This is a genomic window from Bifidobacterium sp. LH_730 (genome assembly GCF_056355835.1).
In genome coordinates this window covers 55,983-74,056 of the sequence record NZ_JBKETB010000011.1, presented here as the reverse complement: position 1 = coordinate 74,056, position 18,074 = coordinate 55,983, and the positions used below count along the sequence as shown (strand labels likewise).

The following is an 18,074-nucleotide window of genomic DNA, read 5'->3' as shown; positions in this document are numbered from 1 at the left end:
TCGCCGAAAGGTCCCATATGAGTGTTTTTGTGTGTTTTGGCAGCGAAAACGACACCACTTCAGGATGGCGCGATTCCAATGTTTTATAAATCTCTTTTTTAAAAGTAAAACTTTGCGTCGTTATTTTTTTATATACTTTTCCAAAAGTACGTATACCTCACTCCGGGAGGCAGCATATGAAGGCCGCATCCGCCGTCACGCTCAAGGAAGCGAACCGGCACACCGTCACCGAGTTCCTCTATCGCCATGACCATGTCACGAAACAGATGCTGGAGCGGGAACTGGGCCTGAGTCTGCCCACCATCACGGCGAATCTACGCGCGCTGGAGCAGGAGGGGCTGATCGGGCGCGGCGAGCCGCGGGAATCGACCGGCGGGCGCAAAGCGCAGACCTATGTGTTCAATGCGGCCGCGCGGGCGGCCATCGGAGTGAGCATGCGCTCGGGCGAGCTGACGATGGTGGCGGTGGACCTGCGCGGCGAGGTGCTGGAACGGCGGCAGCGCGCGATGGCGTATCGCAACACCGACGTCTATTACAGCCGCGTCGGCGCACTGGTCACGGCCTTCTCCAACGACATCGCCGCCAAAGGCAGCCAGGTGCTGGGCGTGGCCTTCGCGATCCAAGGCATCGTCGCGGCGGATGGCAGTCGCATCACCTTCGGGCAGATCGCCGGCAACACCGGCCTGACCTTGGAACAGCTGAGCCAGGGCATCGACCTGCCAGCGGTGATGATCCACGACTCCGACGCCTCGGCGATGGCCGAGCTGTGGTTCGACCCGACGATCCGCGACGCGGTATGCGTCTACCTGCACCGGCGGCCCGGCGGCGCGGTGATCGTGAACGGCGCGCTCTACCGGGGCCCAAGCCTGTGCAACGGCACGATCGAGCATATGACGCTGGAACCGGGAGGCAAGGAATGCTACTGCGGCCAGCGCGGCTGCATGGACACCGTCTGCTCCCCCGAGGCACTGGCCGAGGACGGCGAAAGCCTGCCCGGCTTCTTCTCGGTGCTGGAGCAGGGCGAGCGCGGCCATCGCCGTCGTTTCAACGTGTGGCTCGACCATGTGGCGCAGGCGATCAGCAATATCCGCGCGGTGCTCGCCGGCGACATCATCCTCGGCGGCGAGGCCACCACCTATCTGGACGACGACGAGCTGGCCGTGATCAAAACCCGCGTCGAGGCGCTCTCACCCTTTCCCGGCGCCGAGTTCGAGCTGCGCCGCAGCATCTGCGCCGACGACCAGGACATCATCGGCGCCGCGCTTACCTTCATCCAGTCCGAGGTCGTCCGCCTCACCGGACGCCTTGGATAGCCTTTGCGAAAACGACTTTCCGTATTGAAAAAACGGAGAAATCAACGAGGACGGAGCATGGCGCGTTCCGGCCCCTCGGGGAACGGGACATGGGGCTCGTCCTGATACCAATACGCCACGCTGGACACATCATCCCGGCGCTCGAACAAACCGTGCTCGTCCGCGCCGATTTGCTGAATCGTCACCCTGATGTCATGGTCGAAGGCAATCGGATCGGGAATATGCCAGCGATACAGTCCACGCATGACCGGCGCATCATCATCCCAGTACCGGCTGCCGCCCCCATCGATATGACGACTATGGAACGGATATCCCATATAGGGCCCGCAGTAGGTACGCTCATGCATTTTCCCGGCTTGGTCGAATCCGGCGAAGCTCCATGCGCCGCCGAAATAATCCTCGGTGCCGGTCGACACCCACGTGGGGTATTTGTCATCGCCGTCGAGGAAGATCTTCACCTCGCCCTCGCCCCACCATCTGCTTTCCAACGCCACATGCGCCAAATAGGTGCCCACGTAGACGCCCCGGCCACGGACCGCGTCGAGTATCACATAGTCACGCGCCGTTTCGGTCATAAGGCTGCGCCGCCACTGCGCGTGGAACCGCATCGCCTCCCGCGGCAGGGCATCCACCTGCGCATAATCGATCTGATAGAAAAAGCCCTCCACATCCTCGTTGTGCTCATTGCGCACCTCGATGCGCATATGCTCGAAAGGCATGGGGAAGAAACAATTGAACCCACGGTTCGGGCACACCATGATCGGTTCCGAAATCACATCGCAGGCCTGGGCATGGCCGCAGCAAAAGAAGTCGCCCAACGGAGACCTCACGGAAGGCTCGGACTCCCCATCCCAGTACATCTCGAGCACCAGATCGCGCAGCACATTCGGACCGGTCGCCGACGTCCGGTCCGTGACGGTCATCCAAATGTGACGAACGATGCCGGGACCCTCGACATCGGCGAGGACCGCCGTTCCACCAGCCTCGATTCGATCGATGCAAGGACTGCCTTTGCGCCCCGGGCCGAGCGGACTGGACGCCTGCGCGCCCTCGCCTTTGCGCCCGTGGCGATTCTCCGCGTTGATGCATCGCGGCCTCTCATGGCGCGGCACGAACAAATCATCCATCGAAAAACTCATGATTGGTCCCTCCTATCGCGAATCGATTCCCTCGGCACAGGGGGGCATGGCACCAAGACACGGCCCCGATCCACTTGAGGCGCATCGTCGCACTGCCCGCAGGCGGAGAGAAGCACCCGCATTCCCACCGCACCCAGTGCGTAATGCGGAAGCGCGACCGTCGACAATGGGGGCCGTGTATGTGCTGCGATGACTTGCTGATCGTCGAAACCGACGACGGAAAGCTCGTCGGGAACCTTGTGACCGCGTTCCTTCAGCACATCGATCAACCCCATCGCCACGCGATCATTATGGCAGCAAACGCCTGTGGCGCCCGATGCCAATACCGCCTGCGCCACCCCGGCGCCACCTTCCTGGACGGGGTCGACTTCGAAAATGAGATCATTGTCGAAGACGATGCGGTTCTCCTCCAGCGCCTTGAGATAACCGGCGAAACGACCGGTTCTGGCGGGCGAGGCGGCATTTGTGTTGACGAACGCGACGCGTCGATGCCCCCGGTCGATGAGCATCCGCGTCGCCGCGTATCCTCCACCGAACTCATCGGGGACCACGGCGGTCGGACCGTCATCCAACTCGGAGAAGCAATTGACCAGGACCGCGTTCGTCTTCGTCAGCTGACTCGGCGGAGTGATTCCATGGTGATACCAGGACGAATACAGGATGCCGCTGACCTTGTATTCCATGAACTGCTGGATGGCTTGCTGCTCCAACTGCTCGTTGCCGTCGGTATTGGCGACCATCAACACATAGCCATGCTTCCATGCCTCGTCCTGGGCGCCTTGGATGATCTGACCCGCGAATGGCGTGGTCGCGATGGCATCCGTGACCAGCCCGATCATCCTCGACGCCCCTGTGCTCAGCGTGCGGGCCATGACGTTGGGGCGGTATCCCAACTCCTGGACGGCGGCCCTGACTTTGGCCTTCGTCTGCGGGCTGATCCGATCAGACAGCTTGCCATTGATGACCAAGGAGACCGTCGAAGTCGACGTACCCGCCAATTGAGCGACTTCCTTCAATGTCACCCTGTCCCCAGACCGTCTGTTCATGATCCCTCGCAGTCGGTTATATGCCTTTACCTGAATTCTACTTGCCCACGCCGCCTTCCAGGCCCTTGATCATCGCTTTGTTCAGCACCAGGAACACCAGCATCAGCGGCGTGATGGTCACGCAGACGGCGGCAAAGGTCGCGGTCCAGTCCGTGTTGCCCATTGCGCCGATGTAGTTCTGCATGCCCAGCGGAATCGTCTTGAGACCATCGGAAAGCACGAATGTGTTGGCGAAGATGAACTCATTCCAGATGAAGATACTGTTGACCAGAACCACGGTGACCACTGTGTTGAGCGACAATGGCAGTGTGATCTGAGCGAAGATCCTATAGGGACCAGCGCCGTCCAACGACGCCGCCTCATATGTTTCCGCTGGAATATATTCATAGAAGGAGCTGAACAGGAAGACCGACATCGGAAGCGCGAAGCCCGCGAGCGGAATGATCATCGACAGGTAGGTGTCGAGCAGATTGACCTGCGAGTAGTCGATGAACAGCGGCACCAGCGCGATCTGCACAGGGACGATGATGCCCAGCAGAAACGCTCCCCGCACCACCTTGCTGCCTTTGAACCCAAGCACTTGCAGGGCGTAGGCGGCCATCATGCCCAGAATCACAATCAGCACATTCGCGCCGAAGGTGACGATGATGCTGTTGAGGATGTATTGCGGGATATCACCGGTCTCGAAGGCCCGGCCATAATTCTCAAGCGTCCATTGGCGCGGCAAGCCGAAGGGATTGCCCGAGGCGAAGTCTGTCTCCGTGCGGAGGCTGGTGATGAACAGCCAAAGCAACGGATAGACCTGGATCACCATGATGATGGCTACGATGATCTTGCTCAGCAGACCGTGGAAATGCAAACGGCGCTTCGCCTCATGGAGGGTGATCTTGTTCATCGGTCGGCCTTTCTGCCCAGCATCGCGAAGATGAGGCCCACCGCCACGAGGCATTCGATGACGATGAACACCGCTATCGCGGATGCATATCCATAATTGGTGTTAGTGAACGCCGTGCGATACATGTACGTCGTGACCAGCTGGCCATGCCTGCTATTGGTGAGCAAATAGGGGATATCGAATCCTCGCAACGCATAGGTGACCGCCATGACGACCGTGGTGATCCACACCGGACGGATATAGGGGAAACGGATCTTGGCGAACATCTGCCATCCATTGACGCCATCGAGTCTCGCGGCCTCCTCGATCTCCTGCGGAATGGACATGAACGCCGCATAGATGATGAGCATGTACAGACCGGAGAAGCGCCATCCCTCCGGGACGGAAACCGCCGCAAGCACCGTGCCGGTATCGGAAAGCCATGCACGGGTCAAGCCCTCCAGACCCATCCAGTCCAGCAACTGATTCAGCAATCCCACGGGATTGACCGAATAGATGCGCTGGAACAGGAACGCAATGGCCGTCGTGGAAATCACCGCGGGCAGCAGGTAGAGCGTCTTGGCGAGATTCCTGCCTCTGGTCAGGTTGAGCAACAGGGTCGCGACCAGCAAAGCCATTCCAAGCTGCAGCACCAGGCAGATGACCAGATAGATCATGGAGTTGGCGAAGGACTGCCAGAAAACCTTGTCGCCCGCCAGCATCTTCGCATAGTTGTCGAAACCGACGAACTGCATGTCGCTGATGCCGTCCCAATCGAAGAAGCTCAGGAACAACGACTGAATGACGGGAAACACCACGCCGATGCCGTACAACAGCAACGGAGGAATGAGAAAGATGAGCACCGATTTCTTTGAACGGAATGGCAGCATGTCTGCTCCTCACACATTGAACCATGCGGGGGAGGCGAAGGCGGATCCAACGCCTTCCCCGCCGATTACTCAATCCTTGACGCCGAACGCCTTCGGACCGTTCTCCGCAATGGTCTGGTCCATGGTGTCGATGAACTCGTCCACGCTCACATCGCCGGCCACCAGAAGCGGCAGCTCCTGCTGCAGACGCGTGTTCGACGTGGAATCAAGCTGGGTGTCCCAAGGCATGGCCAGCGCCTTGCCGACCTTGTCCGCTTCGCCATATACGCGGGAATAGAGCTCCGTGGCGTTGTCCGGGATGACGACCTCGGCGTCCTTCTGCGGAGCCAACTGACCTGTCGCGCCGTAGACGTCGGGATAACGCTCGAGGGCGAACTTCAGGAAATCACGCACCAATGGGTCGAAGGACTTCGAGCTCACGGCCATGCCGATGCCGGAGGAGACCACGTATTCGTTCTCGCCGGTGACGCTATCCGGTGTGGTGGGCAGCAGGAAATAGTCGATGTTCTTCTGGACCTCGGGATCGATCTTGTCGGTGGCCAGCGTGGGAAGATCCCAGGAGCCGGTATTCCAGATCGCGGCCTTTCCGGAGGTGAAAAGATTCTGGGCGTCGGAGTATCCGGTCGAGGAGAAACCCTCCTGGAAGCAGCCGGACTCGCCGAGTTCGGCCATCCACTCGACGGCCTGGCGCCCCGTGTCATCGGCGAACTTGGCCTCGCCCTTCTTCAGCTTGGTGACGTACTCGCCGCCTTGCGCACGGAACGGATAGTAGGCGAGGTATCGTTCCAGCGGCCAGGCATCCTGCCCATCAAGGGTGATGGGCGTGACGCCAGTCTCGGACAGGGCCCGGCACATGACGGGGAAATCGTCAAGCGTCTTGGGAGTCTCGACGCCGGCCTTCTCGAAAAGATCCTTGTTGTAGAAGAAGACCTCGACCTGGCTCTCGAAAGGCACCATATACAGCGATCCATCGTCGAAACGCTGATAATCGAGCGCGGATTCGCGGAAATCATCGTAGACGCCGATGCTCTTGAGCAATTTCTCGACGTCCATCATGCTTCCCTTCGCGGCGAGCTTCTGGGCGAATGGGGTGGCGTCGGTGTCAAAGAACTCCGGCAGCTTGTTCGCCGCAGCCAGCGTCTCCAGCTTCTGGATGTAGGACGGGCGGTCAGGCGTGGTGATGAGATTGAGCGAGAACCCCTCATGGTCCTTCGCATATTCGTCGGCGATCTGTTTCATCGCCTTGATGACGCCGCCGTCCGCAGGACGCGACAGCAGCCAGGAGATCTCACGGGGCTTGATCTCCCCCTGTGGATCGACATCGGTGGCGTTGCCCTTCCCACCTGCCCCGCAGGCGGCTGTGAACAACAGCAACCCGGCGACGGCGGCCAGAGCCTTCATGACATGCTTGTTCATTATGACTTCCTTGTCTTATGGTTATGTTGGGTGTTTGTCAGTCGGCAAGAACGTCCATGCCCTTGCCATGGTTTCTCGGCGGCCCATCACCTCCGTTCCGCTTCGAGGACATTGCGTGACCCGCCTTCGCTTCTCGTGGCGAGCCGCAGTTCGTTCACCACGGTTTCCCCCGAGGTGGAGCATAGGCCGATATGGTCGCCCCACGAGGTTTCCATACGGGTGCTGAGCATAACCGAACCATCAAGGTTGGCCACGCAGATGTCATCTTCGATGACCACGATCAACGTGTGGACCCCGGGGCGAAGATCGCAGAACCGTTCCGTTTCGATCTGATGGGGAATGTCACCGGAAATCTGCCATTGTTCGCCTCCGGTGACGCGGCGGGGCCATCGATCGACGACCATCCGGCCATGACGCGGCTCGAGTCGCAACATATGGGCACGGTCTCCATCGTCACTGGCATGAAGCAGAAGCGATAGATCGGCCTTGTCCTCGCCCACCGTGAAGTCCAAACGCATGAGGCAGGTGCGGGGCGCCTCGCCGACCATCATGACATCGCTGCCATCGGGTCGGCCGATCCGCACGTCGGTGACCCCGTCTTCGACCACCGTATCGAAGGAAGCGACGAACTCCTCCGGCAAACGGAAATCAAGGGTGCCGTCCGGGCATTGAATCGCTTCGCACACCGACATCGTGCCGGCCCACTGCCAATCGCCGTCGTCCACATGACCGACATGGGTCGGAATCCATCCGAAGAAGAATCTACGGCCATGCCATTCCGCGGTCTTGGCCGCGTAAAAGCCCCGTCCGTCCACACTGTCCCGCTCCGGCGACACCCACGGACCATCCAGACTCCGTGACATGCAGTACCTTGTGCAGAACGCATCGGAGAATTCCGAATACACCAAGTACCACCAATCGCCCCACCGAAACGCCTCCGGGCATTCATGGGCGATGTAACGGTTCGGCGCCCAGAAGTCCGGGGCGGCTTCCCAAGTCTCAAGATCCTTCGACACGCATTGGGCCGTGACGCCCCGCCGCCGCTCGGCGCCTTCGACGCTTCGGGCGGCCAACAGCATCCTCCAGCACCCTCGACTTTCGTCACGGAACACAAAGGGATCCCGCCAATCGCTTTGCCCATGCCCCGGTGTCGCCACGCACACCGGCTCAGGGCGCTTATCCCAGCGCAGCATGTCGCCGTCCGAGGTCGCGTGCATCACAACCTGCAGCGGCAACCCGTCGTCGCCGATGAAACGCGGATTATGCCCCGTGTAGAAAAGGTGGTACAAGCCGTCGTCATCCTTGACCACGCTTCCGGTGTATGCGTTGAAATCCGGATCGAACATCCCGCCGTGAGGCAGAGCCACGCCATGGTCCTTGAAATGAACCAAATCGCCGGTCGTCACCAAACCCCAGCCCATGCCCACGCGCGGGTTCTCGCGAAGCTCATGCAAGAAGAACAGTCTGATCTGATCGTCCTCGCAAAAGGGAATGATGTCGCCGACCCATCCCTCGCGCGGCGCAAAGAATACCTTGTCCATGTGAAACCTCGTTGTTTAGTGTTGTTCAATCGCTTGAACATCTTTGATGAACTAAATATAAAACTTGACCAGCAAAAATGTCAAACTAGTCGATATATCTAGAGATTTCAGATGTTAAAACGCTTGAATTGCAGTATATTTCGAGCGACACGCCGAGGCATCCGACCCAAGCCCCCCCCCGGGGGGGACTCCGTGCACAACCGTCGGAAAGCACCCGCACGACACACCAGTTTTATAAAGCCTTTTGCTAAAAGTAGGGAGACAGTTCTATACTCAATGCCGTCAGCAGGGATATCCGGCTGATGCAACCGCCCTGCACAAGGACATGACGAAAGGAACATCATGAACAAGAACAAGTTCTTCGATTCCATCAAGCGCGGCTTCGCCTTCAGCGGCATGAGCGCCTTCGCCTCCGCCGGCTATAGCAAGTCCGTCGTGGACGCGTTCGAGAAGATGGACGAGATCAAGTAAGTCCGCGAAACCGCACGAACAGCAACGAATATCGACGGGACAACGGAGTCCTCATCACAAAGCCGCCAACAGGGCGGTTTTTTCATGTTCGGAATTTGCCGGGAACCCGCAGCGGCGCGTGCCGCAAGCCTTGGGATTTGCGCAGTACCATGCAGCACCCCGTATAAACGAAAAACGTCTCCTTCCCGATGCCACGGCGGGGCATCGGGAAGGAGACGATGTCGAGAGATGGGCGGCGCGTGAAGCGGCCCTGAGTCAGCCGCTAGTTGCGGGTCAGCACCTCGGTGAGGGCGCGGAGCACCGGCTGGGGCATATGCGAGTCGTAGCTTTCGCGTTCGCCCACGCCCTTGAGGTTCTCCAGCGCGCCGAGTGCGGCGAGCGCGTTCCTGCCCTGCTCCTGGACGGCCTTGTAGGCGTTCTCCTTGGTGAGGTAATACATCTGCGCGTCACGGAGCACGGCGAAGGCGTCCGCTTCGAGCGGGTCGTCGGCCACCGGCAGCCCCGCGGGGAACGCGACCTCGACGCCGGCCTTGGGCGAGGCGGCGGGCACACGCACCTTGAGACTCAGCGTGGCCCAGTCATAGGAGGCCTCCGCCTCGACGGAGCGTCCGCCGACCGTCACCGTGAGGCCGTCCTGGCTTTCGGGTGCGACGCCGCGGAACACCAGCTCCCAGCTGCGCTCGGCGGGCAGGACGTCAAGCGCACCGGCCGCCGGGGCGATGCGGAACACGGCCGAACCGCCGCTCTCTCCCAGCGCCAGGCTCAGCTCGGTGGAAGCCCAGCGGACCTTCGCCTCGGACGCGCCGTCATCCTCCCACAGCGTGAACGAGCCGGAGGCGCCCGGGAACACCACGGCTTGCATAGCCTTCGGATTGGCCACGGAGTTCAGCGCCTCATCCTCGGCCTGCATCTGCAGCGGCACGATCGCGCCGGCCTTGGCGAACACCGGCATGCGGTCGAGGTCGCGCCAGACCTCCATACGCCGTCCATCGGCCGGGCGGGAGACATAGCGGCGCCCGTCGAAGAAGTCGAACCACTCCCCCTGCGGCAGCCACACATCGGCCTTGGCACGCATCGCGACCTTGTCGGCCGGATCGACGATCGGCGCGACCAGCAGCTCGGTGCCGAAACGGAACTCATCCGTGACACGGTAGGCGTCCTTCACCTCGGGATAATCCCAATACAGCGGCTGCACCAGCGGCTCGCCCTCGACGGCGGCGCGGCGGTTCATCGTGTAAAGATACGGCAGCATCGCGTGGCGCAGGCGCAGCGCGGCGGTCATCGCCGCGGCCACCTCGGGATGATAGTTCCACGGCTCCTTGCCATTGAAAGCGAAATCGTTGGAATGCAGGCGGTTAATCGGACTGAACGCGCCCAACTGATACCAACGGGCCTCCAGTTCCTCGTCGCGGTAGCCGAACATATGGCCGCCGATATCATGGCTCCACCAGCCATAGCCGATATTCGAGGCACAGTTGGTGAACTCGGGCTGGAACTTCAACGAATCCCAGGAGATCACGGTATCGCCGGAGAAACCGACCGGATAACGGTGCGAGCCGGGGCCGGCGTAACGCGAGAAGGTCAGCGGACGCGGGTTGCGCTCGGCGTGCGCGCTGCCGTCCTCGCGCCCGGAATCCAGGAAGTGCAGATGATTCAGACCCCACAGGGGATCCAGACCGGGCTGACGGGTCACACCGCCCTGCTGCCAGTCAAGCCACCAGAAATCAACGCCCTCATCCTCCATCGGATGATGCAGTTTGTCGAAATACGTCTCCATGAACTTCGGATCGGTCAGGTCGAACTGCACCGCCTCCTCGCTCTTCGGGTCGATGCCCATCGCCTCGGCGACCTCGGGATAGCGCTCCTCGAAAGCACGGATGCCATCCTTCGGGTGCACGTTGACCGTGGTCTTCATGCCATGTCCGCGCAGCCATGCCAGGAACCGCTCGGGATCGGGGAAGAACTTGCGGTTCCACGTGTATCCGGTCCAGCCGGAGCCGTACTTGGGATCGACGTCATCCACCAAGTGCCAGTCCATGTCGATGACGGCGGTGGTGAACGGGATGCCCTCGGCCTCGAAGCGCTCCATAAGCGCCTTGTAGGTCTCCTCGGTGTAGCGATAGTAGCGGCTCCACCAGTTGCCCAGCGCCCAGCGCGGCAGCAGCGGGGTCGGGCCGGTCAGGCGGTAGAGGTCGTGCACGGCCTCGCGATAGCGGTGACCATAGGCGAACAGGTAGAAGTCCGTCGTCGGCTCGGCCTTGGGGGTCGTCCAGGTGCCGAAGGGATTCGGCTTGCCGCCCACCTCAGCCATCTCGCGGATGACATTGGACTTCGAGTCGTCGATCACCGCCCAGCCGTCCACGCCGCAGACGCCCGGATCGACCGGGATGCGGCCGTCGGCGCAGTCCAGCGTGCGGGCGGTGCCGCCGAGATTGCGGCACTGCACGTCTCCGTAGTGCCAAGTGTTGTCCACCGCGTTGACGTTCTTGACGGTGGCGTAGAGGCCTTCCGCGGAGAATTCGCGCTGGTTGTAGGAGATATGCAGGCTGGGGGTATCGATCTCCAGCCAGCCGTCGCGCTCGGTGACGGCGAACCACGGCTGCTCGCCGAAGTCGCGCACCAGCGCCATCTGCGTGGCGTCGTCGACGAAGCTGCCGGAGTCGGACCATTCGAAGCGGACAAGCGCCTCGGTGATGACGCCGATGCGCCAATGGTCGCCGGTGATGGTGCAGTCGGGGTTCATCGCGGGATGCGCCTTGAGCGCGGCGAGCGAGAATGCGGTGGCATCGACCATGATGCTGTTCCTTTCGTGGGGGATGTTGGGCTTACTTGATGCGCTTGATGGACATGACCGTCACGCCGGCGAGCGCCGCCAACAGGATGGCCACAGGGAACACAAAGTTGTAGTTGCCGGTCACGGTCACGATGGTAGAGGTGACGAAGGAACCGACGGCCTGGCCCGCGCAGGTGGCGATGTTGAGGATGCCGAGGTCCTTGCCGGCGTCCTCCTTGTTCGGCAGCACGTCGACGTTGAGCGCCTGGTCGACCGACAGATACATGCCGTAGCCGAAGCCCGCGATGCCGGCGAACAGATACATGCCCATGACGTTCGGGAAGATCCACGGCATCGCGATGCCGATGGCGTAGAAGACGCAGGCGATGAGGATCGGGGGCTTGCGACGGCCGATCACATCGGACAGCGGGCCGGCGAGCGCGGTGGCGACGAAGGAGACGACCATGGTGATGATCGCCATCACGGAGATCGCGGAGGCGGCGGCGACCTTCGGCAGGCCGATGTGGTCCTGCATGATGTAGAGCTGGTAGGAGGTGATCATCTGGTAGGCGACGATCAGGAAGGAGCGGCACAGGAACGCCTTCCAGAAGTCGCTGGCGTTCTTGGTGGGCGGGGTGAGGGCCTTGATGATGACGCGCAGCGCGGATTCCTTCTCACGCGGCATGTCGAGGGAAGAGGGCTCGCGAGGCAGCACGAGCAGGCTGCCGACGCCGCACAGGAAGGCGAGAATCGCCGCCACGGTGAAGCCCAGCTGCATGCGGGTGATGAAGAAGGAGGCGAGCAGCATGCCGATGGCCTGACCGACGACATTGCCGCCGCCGAGGGCCGCCGAGACGGTGGCGCGGAAGTTCTTGGGCACGCGGTCGGAAACAATGGTGAACATCGGTGCCTGGATGGCATTGGAGCCGATCAGACCGACGCAGTAGGCCAGGCCGATGAGCAGGCCGGAGGACGGAAGGCTGATCAGGTAGAACATCACGGCATACATCACCGAGCCGAAGATGATCCACGGGGTGCGCCGACCGAGGCGGGAGCGCGTGCGGTCGGAGAACGCGCCGATGAACACCGCGTAGAAGATGGACAGGAGAGCGCCGGCGGCGTTGATCGCGCCCAGCGTGGCATCCGGGTTGGCGACGCCGATGTCCTTGAGCCTCTGCGGAATCATGATCGAAACCACCATGTAGAACGCCACGTTGCCGCAGAGGGCCCACACGATGAAGCCACCCAGGAACCTGAACTTGGTGAGCTTCGAGATATCCTCGGTTCCCTCCGTCATCACGCCGCCGTTCTTGGCGACATCGGCTCCACTGGCCATTGTCATCTCCTTTCCACAGACCCAACGGTTTTTGCGGCAGCGCTTGCGCAACGGTTGCGCAAAACCGACAGCATCTGCATACACTTGGTTTTTCTCTTCTTTGAAAACAACAATTATATTGGGCACTGCTCCACATCTCAGTGAAGTTGTGATAAAAATGATAGCGCTTGCGCAAGCGTATGCAAAACCGGCGTGTCGGGCCATATTCCAAGCCGGAAAGTCCTACGATGAAGATGAGCAAGCGCTGCCAGACGCGCGATTCCAACCAAATCACAGGAGCCGATGGTGCCGAACCCAAGCCTTCACGACGTGGCGATTGCCGCCGGCGTATCCGATTCGACGGCCTCACGCGCCCTGCGCGGCGTCGGACGGGTGTCTCCCTCCACACGACGACGTGTCGAGGACGCGGCCAAATCCCTGCATTTCTCCCTGTCCCGAACGGCATCCTCGCTGGCATCCGGGCGCACCATGCGGATTCCGGTGCTGTTCGTTCGGCCGGTGAACACCTGGTTCAACGCCTCGGTGCTCGAAGGCTGCCGACAGGCGCTTGCCCCGCATGGCTACGATGTGGTGCCCATCGTGGCGGACAAGCGCGACCGTTTCGACGAATTCTTCGAAGGACTGCCCGGCAACCGCAACGCCGATGCCATCATCGTGTGCTCGGTGCGCATCGACGAGCGGCAGAGCGAGGCGCTGCGACAGCTCACCATTCCCGCGATCGGCTTGGATTCAAGCTCCTCGGACGGATTCGACGCCTCCGTCCGGCTCGATGAGAACGCCGCCATGGAGGACGCCCTGCGGCTGCTGCTCTCCCTCGGCCATCGACGCATCGGCTACGCCACCGCCCCCGAACCCGAGGGTTTCTCCTTCAGCGCGCAGCTGCGGCGCGACGCCTTCATACATGCGGCCGAACGCCTCGGACTCGATGCGGGTGACGTCGTCGTCTACGACGTGGATTCGTTGGAACACTACCGTTCGCAGGAGGAGGCGATGGGGACCGTCGCCACCCGCATCGTCTCCGATGGCAGCCGCCCGACGGCGCTGTGCGCGGTATCCGACGAGATCGCGATGATGCTGATGGCGCATCTCAAGCGCTTGGGAGTCTCCGTTCCCGACGATCTGTCCGTGGTCGGCTTCGACGACTCCGCGCTGGCCCCCATCGCGGGACTGACCTCGCTGCATCAGAATCCACTGGAGATGGGCCGTCGCTGCGGGCAGATGGCACTGACCCTGATGCGGGGCGAAGCGTTGGACGCGCCGCATGAGGTGCTGCGCCCGACCGTCATCGCCCGAGGCAGTACCCGCCGCGTCTAACGGCGCAAGAATTGTGCACTTGACCCGTAAATTGTGTATCGACTCCGGCAGAAGCCTGCCGAAAACATGGGGATTTCAGTGCCCATGCGATGCAGGAGATACACAATTCTTGGACCAAGTGCACAATTCTCGCTAAGCCCACATCGCAATCAGACACAACATACAATTTTGCGGCCAGATGCCCCTGCTATGCTCGATACACCAACGGCGCAGGAGGGGAGGTTGGCATGACCGCCATCGCATGGGGCGACGAGAGCATACGTTCCAACAACCTCAGCCAACCTCTGTATCTTTTGGGCGCATCGCTGATTGACTCCGATTTCGACGAAGTCCGCCAACAGCTCAATGCAGCCAAACCTGCTGGCTCATCAAAATTGCACTGGCGGGAGATGTCGGACCGAACACGTCGTTCCACCATCAAGCTTCTCGAATCGTTCGACTCATGGCATTGCATCGTATGCAGCGAAGTCTTGCGCCCCGGCAAGGAGGAACGATGCCGGCGCAAATGCATGGAACGACTACTGCCTTTCTTGGAATCCAGTGGCATATCCGCATTATGTTTGGAAAGTCGCTCACAACGCGAGAACGACCGCGACATTTCACTGGTGCGTGGCATGCGTCAACAAGGAAGGCTGGTGGGGCTACGGGTCGAACATCTCAAAGGCGACCAAGATCCGCTCTTATGGATTCCGGATGCCGTGCTGGGAACGTATGGCAGCACAATATGCGGAATAGCGGATTATTCGCCGTTTATACACGACCATGTGCTCATGGAACAAATTTCCGCTGCGTAACGCCGGAGCCGGGGCCCATGACAACCACGGGACGCACCGGCTCCAACTTCCATATCCGCCTCAGCGGCTGGCTTCGCAGCCATGGTAACACATGAACTGCTCAGACGATCTGGCAGAACTCGATGGTCTCGCCGTTGGGGCCGGTGACGTTGAAATAGCGGATGCCGTTGTCCCAGAAGGTCGGGATGGACTGAATCTCGTGTTCCTTGATCGACAATCCCAGTTCCTGCGCATTGGCGAAGGCGGCCTCGATATCCGGGGTGTCGAACGCCCAGTGGTTGATGGCACCGGTGGTCATCGGCGCAGGGTCGCCCTCCCAGGTTTCGATGGTCAGGTGACCGTAGCGCAGGAAGGCGCAACGGTTCTCGCCGTTCTTGAAGATGCCGGCCACTTCGAAGCCAAGCTTCGTGGTGTAGAACTCGATGGTTTCGTCGAGATCCTTGGCAGGCATGCCGGAGTGCTGAAAGTCGGTGGTGAATGCGGTCATTGGCTGGGTCATGGATGTTCCTTTCCGAAGGAATGTTTGATTTATCGCTTGACTGGTCCGCCAGCAAGGAGACATTCACTGGCGGACCGTCTTTCCTCACATGGAGTTGCCGGTCTAGTTACGGGTCAACACCTCGACGAGGGCCTGGATCACTGCTTGCGGCATATGCGAATCATGATAACGGCTTTCGTCCACACCATGCAGATTCTCAAGCGTGCCAAGGGCCGGCAAGGCGTCCTTGCCAAGTTCCCGAACAGCCTTGTATGCCTGTTCCTTGGTGAGGTAATACATCTGCGCATCCTTGAGCACGGCGAAGGCGTCCTCAAGTGTCGGATCCTTGGCAATCGTCAGACCTCCGGCGAAGGAAACCTCGATCCCCGCTTTGGCCGCGACAGTCGGAATGCTCACGACCAGGCTCAATGTGGTCCGGTCATATGACAACGGGGCATCGATGGCGTCGCCTCCGACCCGAATGGTCACATCACGCATCGCCTCCGGCGCGACGCCGCGGAACACCAGTTCCCAACTGCGCGCAGCGGGCACGACATCGGCCGCGCTGGCCACCGGAGCGACGCGGAACACAGCCCGTCCATTCCCCTCCGTGCCAGGCAATGTCAGGCTCAGTTCGGTGGAAGCCCAGCGCGCCTTCGCCTCGGACGCGCCATCGTCTTCCCAGAGGGTGAACGAACCGGACGCCCCCGGGAACACCAAAACCCGCATTGCACACGGATTGGCGACTGAGTTCAGCGCCTCACCCTCAGCAGGCTTTTGCAACGGCACAATCGCACCGGCCTTGGCGAACACCGGCACACGGTCGAGGTCACGCCAAGCCTCCAAACGGCGGCCGCCAGAAGGACGCGAAACATAGCGGCGCCCGTCGAAGAAATCGAACCACTCCCCCTGCGGCAACCACACGTCAGCCTTGGCGCGCTGCGCCTCCCGGTCGGCCGGATCGACAATCGGCGCGACCAGCAGCTCAGTGCCGAAACGGAACTCATCCGTGAGCTTGTATGCATCGCGGATCTCGGGATAGTCCCAATACAGCGGCTGCACCAGCGGCTCGCCCTCGACGGCGGCGCGGCGGTTCATCGTATAGAGATACGGCAGCATCGCGTGACGCAGGCGCAGCGCGGCGGTCATCGCCTTCGAGACATCGCCGTGGAAGTTCCACGGCTCCTTGCCGTTAAACGGTGAGTCGGTCGAGTGCAGGCGGTTGATCGGACTGAACGCGCCCAGCTGATACCAGCGGGCCTCCAGCTCCTCGTCACGGTAGCCGAACATATGGCCGCCGATATCGTGGCTCCACCAGCCATAGCCGATATTCGAGGCACAGGCGGTGAATTCCGGCTGGAACTTAAGGGAGTCCCAACTCACCACGGTATCGCCGGAGAAACCGACCGGGTAACGGTGCGAACCCGGACCCGCATAGCGCGAGAAGGTCAACGGACGCGGATTACGCTGCGTATACTCGCTGCTGTCGGCGCGCGCCGAATCGAGATAGTGCAAATGGTTCAGACCCCACAGCGGGTCGAGGCCAGGCTGGCGGGTCAGGCCGCCCTGCTGCCAATCGAGCCACCAGAAATCGACGCCCTCGTCCTCCATCGGATGATGCAACTTGTCGAAATATGTCTCCATGAACTTCGGATCGGTCAGATCGAACTGCACCGCCTCCTCGGTCTCCGGATCAATGCCCATCGCCTCGGCAACTTCCGGATAATGCTCCTCGAAGGCGCGGACGCCATCCTTCGGGTGCACATTAAGCGTGGTCTTCATGCCATGCTCACGCAACCAACCGAGGAACCGCTCGGGATCGGGGAAAAACTCACGATTCCACGTGTATCCGGTCCAGCCTGAGCCATACTTCGGATCCACGTCATCCACCAAATGCCAATCCATATCGATGACCGCGGTGGTGAACGGAATACCCTCGGCCTCGAAACGCTCGACAAGCGCGCGATATTCGTCTTCCGTATAACGGTGGTACCGGCTCCACCAGTTGCCCAACACAAACCTCGGCAACAGCGGGGTCGGCCCGGTAAGGCGATAGAAATCGTGCACAGCTTCGCGGTAACGATGCCCGTAGGCAAACAGATAGCAATCGATGGTCGGCTCGGGCTTGGGCATCACCCACGTGCCGAAGGGGTTCTCCTTGCCATTCACCTGTGCCATCTCACGGATGACGTTGGACTTCGAATCATCGATCACCGCCCAGCCATCCGTGCCGTTGACACCCGGGTCAAGCGGGATGCGGCCGTTGGTGAAGTCCAGCGTGCGGTAGGTGCCGCCGAGGTTGCGGCGCTGCTCATCGCCGTAATGCCAGGTGTTGTCGATCGCATTGACGTTCTTGACCGTGGCATACAAGCCTTCCGCGGAAAACTCGCGCTGATTATAGGACAGATGCAGACTGGGGGTATCGATCTCCAGCCATCCGTCACGTTCGATGACAGTGAAGTTCGGCTTGTCGCCGAAGTCTCGCACGAGCGCCATCTGCGTGGCATCGTCGACGAAACGGCCGGAATCAGACCATTCCAAGCGGATGAGGGCATCGGTAATCACGCCGATGCGCCAATGATCGCCCTGGATAACGGTGTCGGGATTCATCGCCGGACGGGCTTTCAACGCATTTAGGGAGAAGAGGTTGGCGTCTACCATGGAAACTCCTTTGTTCACAAACACAGGT

Annotated in this window: 14 protein-coding genes; 4 read left to right on the top strand and 10 right to left on the bottom strand. The window is 60.9% G+C overall.

Annotated elements, in window-relative coordinates:
• The first annotated feature begins 176 nt into the window (after positions 1–176).
• Positions 177–1,313 carry an ROK family transcriptional regulator gene (locus AC1AUD_RS11320; RefSeq protein ID WP_476574489.1) on the top strand — a complete coding sequence of 379 codons (1,137 nt, stop codon included), beginning with the start codon at positions 177–179 and terminating at the stop codon, positions 1,311–1,313.
• 41 nt (positions 1,314–1,354) lie between these two features.
• On the opposite strand, the gene AC1AUD_RS11315 is transcribed toward AC1AUD_RS11320, so the two are convergent.
• The 6 genes from AC1AUD_RS11315 to AC1AUD_RS11290 form a co-directional block, all read right to left on the bottom strand.
• The gene (locus AC1AUD_RS11315; protein WP_476574488.1) at positions 1,355–2,452 is read right to left on the bottom strand and encodes a glycoside hydrolase family 172 protein; all 1,098 of its coding nucleotides are present in this window, start codon (positions 2,450–2,452) and stop codon (positions 1,355–1,357) included.
• The gene (locus AC1AUD_RS11310) at positions 2,449–3,498 is read right to left on the bottom strand and encodes a LacI family DNA-binding transcriptional regulator (RefSeq protein WP_476574487.1); all 1,050 of its coding nucleotides are present in this window, start codon (positions 3,496–3,498) and stop codon (positions 2,449–2,451) included. The genes AC1AUD_RS11315 and AC1AUD_RS11310 overlap by 4 nt, the downstream gene beginning before the upstream one ends.
• A 37-nt stretch (positions 3,499–3,535) precedes the next feature.
• Positions 3,536–4,393, bottom strand: a complete 858-nt coding sequence (locus AC1AUD_RS11305; protein WP_476574486.1) for a carbohydrate ABC transporter permease — start codon at positions 4,391–4,393, stop codon at positions 3,536–3,538.
• A complete protein-coding gene (locus AC1AUD_RS11300; RefSeq protein WP_476574485.1) occupies positions 4,390–5,262 on the bottom strand; it encodes a carbohydrate ABC transporter permease in 873 nt (290 codons plus the stop codon). The genes AC1AUD_RS11305 and AC1AUD_RS11300 overlap by 4 nt, the downstream gene beginning before the upstream one ends.
• Positions 5,263–5,331: 69 nt before the next feature.
• Positions 5,332–6,678, bottom strand: coding sequence for an ABC transporter substrate-binding protein (locus tag AC1AUD_RS11295; RefSeq protein WP_476574484.1), 1,347 nt, complete (start codon positions 6,676–6,678; stop codon positions 5,332–5,334).
• A gap of 86 nt (positions 6,679–6,764) precedes the next feature.
• Positions 6,765–8,219, bottom strand: coding sequence for a hypothetical protein (locus AC1AUD_RS11290; protein WP_476574483.1), 1,455 nt, complete (start codon positions 8,217–8,219; stop codon positions 6,765–6,767).
• Between the two features lie 342 nt (positions 8,220–8,561).
• Here AC1AUD_RS11290 and AC1AUD_RS11285 point away from each other — a divergent pair, with 342 nt between their 5' ends.
• Positions 8,562–8,690: a hypothetical protein gene (locus tag AC1AUD_RS11285; RefSeq protein WP_476574482.1), complete on the top strand. Its 129-nt coding sequence runs from the start codon at positions 8,562–8,564 to the stop codon at positions 8,688–8,690.
• Between the two features lie 262 nt (positions 8,691–8,952).
• Here AC1AUD_RS11285 and AC1AUD_RS11280 read toward each other — a convergent pair whose 3' ends face one another.
• Together AC1AUD_RS11280 and AC1AUD_RS11275 are read right to left on the bottom strand one after the other, a co-directional pair.
• Positions 8,953–11,484: a glycoside hydrolase family 31 protein gene (locus tag AC1AUD_RS11280; RefSeq protein WP_476574481.1), complete on the bottom strand. Its 2,532-nt coding sequence runs from the start codon at positions 11,482–11,484 to the stop codon at positions 8,953–8,955.
• 31 nt (positions 11,485–11,515) lie between these two features.
• Entirely contained in the window at positions 11,516–12,799 is a 1,284-nt protein-coding gene (locus AC1AUD_RS11275; protein WP_476574480.1) for an MFS transporter, read from the bottom strand.
• Between the two features lie 282 nt (positions 12,800–13,081).
• On the opposite strand from AC1AUD_RS11275, the gene AC1AUD_RS11270 reads away from it, so the two are divergent.
• Together AC1AUD_RS11270 and AC1AUD_RS11265 are read left to right on the top strand one after the other, a co-directional pair.
• On the top strand, positions 13,082–14,113 hold the full coding sequence (locus AC1AUD_RS11270) for a LacI family DNA-binding transcriptional regulator (protein WP_476574479.1): 1,032 nt from the start codon (positions 13,082–13,084) through the stop codon (positions 14,111–14,113).
• Between the two features lie 227 nt (positions 14,114–14,340).
• Positions 14,341–14,907 (top strand): hypothetical protein, encoded by a 567-nt coding sequence (locus tag AC1AUD_RS11265; protein WP_476574478.1) that lies wholly within the window; start codon positions 14,341–14,343, stop codon positions 14,905–14,907.
• Between the two features lie 100 nt (positions 14,908–15,007).
• Here AC1AUD_RS11265 and AC1AUD_RS11260 read toward each other — a convergent pair whose 3' ends face one another.
• Positions 15,008–15,406, bottom strand: a complete 399-nt coding sequence (locus AC1AUD_RS11260) for a VOC family protein (protein WP_476574477.1) — start codon at positions 15,404–15,406, stop codon at positions 15,008–15,010.
• Positions 15,407–15,508: 102 nt separating this feature from the next.
• On the bottom strand, positions 15,509–18,046 hold the full coding sequence (locus AC1AUD_RS11255; protein ID WP_476574476.1) for a glycoside hydrolase family 31 protein: 2,538 nt from the start codon (positions 18,044–18,046) through the stop codon (positions 15,509–15,511).
• Between the last annotated feature and the right edge of the window lie 28 nt (positions 18,047–18,074).

What these genes read in the sequence shown, in the direction of transcription:
- AC1AUD_RS11320 (WP_476574489.1), top strand. Translation starts at nt 177, where the DNA reads ATGAAGGCCGCATCCGCCGTCACGCTCAAGGAAGCGAACCGGCACACC.
- AC1AUD_RS11315 (WP_476574488.1), bottom strand. Translation starts at nt 2,452, where the DNA reads ATGAGTTTTTCGATGGATGATTTGTTCGTGCCGCGCCATGAGAGGCCG.
- AC1AUD_RS11310 (WP_476574487.1), bottom strand. Translation starts at nt 3,498, where the DNA reads ATGAACAGACGGTCTGGGGACAGGGTGACATTGAAGGAAGTCGCTCAA.
- AC1AUD_RS11305 (WP_476574486.1), bottom strand. Translation starts at nt 4,393, where the DNA reads ATGAACAAGATCACCCTCCATGAGGCGAAGCGCCGTTTGCATTTCCAC.
- AC1AUD_RS11300 (WP_476574485.1), bottom strand. Translation starts at nt 5,262, where the DNA reads ATGCTGCCATTCCGTTCAAAGAAATCGGTGCTCATCTTTCTCATTCCT.
- AC1AUD_RS11295 (WP_476574484.1), bottom strand. Translation starts at nt 6,678, where the DNA reads ATGAACAAGCATGTCATGAAGGCTCTGGCCGCCGTCGCCGGGTTGCTG.
- AC1AUD_RS11290 (WP_476574483.1), bottom strand. Translation starts at nt 8,219, where the DNA reads ATGGACAAGGTATTCTTTGCGCCGCGCGAGGGATGGGTCGGCGACATC.
- AC1AUD_RS11285 (WP_476574482.1), top strand. Translation starts at nt 8,562, where the DNA reads ATGAACAAGAACAAGTTCTTCGATTCCATCAAGCGCGGCTTCGCCTTC.
- AC1AUD_RS11280 (WP_476574481.1), bottom strand. Translation starts at nt 11,484, where the DNA reads ATGGTCGATGCCACCGCATTCTCGCTCGCCGCGCTCAAGGCGCATCCC.
- AC1AUD_RS11275 (WP_476574480.1), bottom strand. Translation starts at nt 12,799, where the DNA reads ATGGCCAGTGGAGCCGATGTCGCCAAGAACGGCGGCGTGATGACGGAG.
- AC1AUD_RS11270 (WP_476574479.1), top strand. Translation starts at nt 13,082, where the DNA reads ATGGTGCCGAACCCAAGCCTTCACGACGTGGCGATTGCCGCCGGCGTA.
- AC1AUD_RS11265 (WP_476574478.1), top strand. Translation starts at nt 14,341, where the DNA reads ATGACCGCCATCGCATGGGGCGACGAGAGCATACGTTCCAACAACCTC.
- AC1AUD_RS11260 (WP_476574477.1), bottom strand. Translation starts at nt 15,406, where the DNA reads ATGACCCAGCCAATGACCGCATTCACCACCGACTTTCAGCACTCCGGC.
- AC1AUD_RS11255 (WP_476574476.1), bottom strand. Translation starts at nt 18,046, where the DNA reads ATGGTAGACGCCAACCTCTTCTCCCTAAATGCGTTGAAAGCCCGTCCG.